Annotated in this window: 2 protein-coding genes; both read left to right on the forward strand. The window is 57.2% G+C overall.

Going from position 1 to position 828, the window contains the following annotated elements; translation table 11 throughout:
* The coding region (locus tag NZ772_19415; protein MCS6815726.1) for a type II toxin-antitoxin system VapC family toxin at positions 1–161 on the forward strand (161 nt) is incomplete at its 5' end.
* Positions 162–193: 32 nt separating this feature from the next.
* On the forward strand, positions 194–828 hold a 635-nt coding region (locus NZ772_19420; protein ID MCS6815727.1), incomplete at its 3' end, for an alanine--tRNA ligase-related protein.

The raw sequence follows: 828 nt of genomic DNA on the forward strand, positions 1-828 counted from the left end.
TAGCCCGAGAGCAAGACCTTTCTGTCTACGATGCCACCTATCTCGACCTGGCCATGCGTCTGGAACTGCCATTGGCAACCCAGGACGAGCGTTTGGCTCAAGCAGCGCAACGTTGTGGGGCATCCGTACCAGCCATGAGAGCAGTGGCGGAAAATGCTTAGAATTGAAGTACTTATCTGTTGTGGAACCGCCCATGCCCTGGACGGGTGACGTTATTCGCCAGCGATTCCTGGATTTCTACGCCCAGCGGCAGCATCAGGTATTGCCGAGTGCGTCGTTGATCCCCAGCGACCCGACAGTTTTGCTCACCATTGCGGGGATGTTGCCTTTCAAGCCAGTGTTTTTGGGGCAGCAACCAGCGCCCGCTCCTCGGGTGACCACGGCACAGCGTTGTTTACGCACCAATGATATTGACAATGTGGGACGCACGCCCCGGCACCACACGTTCTTTGAGATGCTGGGCAACTTCAGCTTTGGGGATTACTTCAAAAAGGAAGCAATTGCCTGGGCGTGGGAGCTGGTGACGCAGGAGTTTGGCTTGCCCCCGGAGCGCCTGGCGGTGAGCGTTTACGAAGGCGACCCCGAAACAGCAACCCTCTGGCAGGACATTGCTGGGCTACCGGCTGAACGGATTCAAAAACTGGGGGCGGACGACAATTTTTGGGCGGCGGGGCCGACGGGTCCCTGTGGGCCGTGTTCGGAAATTTACTATGACTTTGCGCCGGGCAAGGGGCCGGTGGATTTAACCGATGACGACCGGTTTGTGGAGATTTACAACCTGGTATTCATGGAATTCAACCGGGATGCGGAAGGCCAGCTCATTCCCCT

Source organism: Cyanobacteriota bacterium (genome assembly GCA_025054735.1).
Classification (GTDB): Bacteria; Cyanobacteriota; Cyanobacteriia; order SKYG9; family SKYG9; genus SKYG9.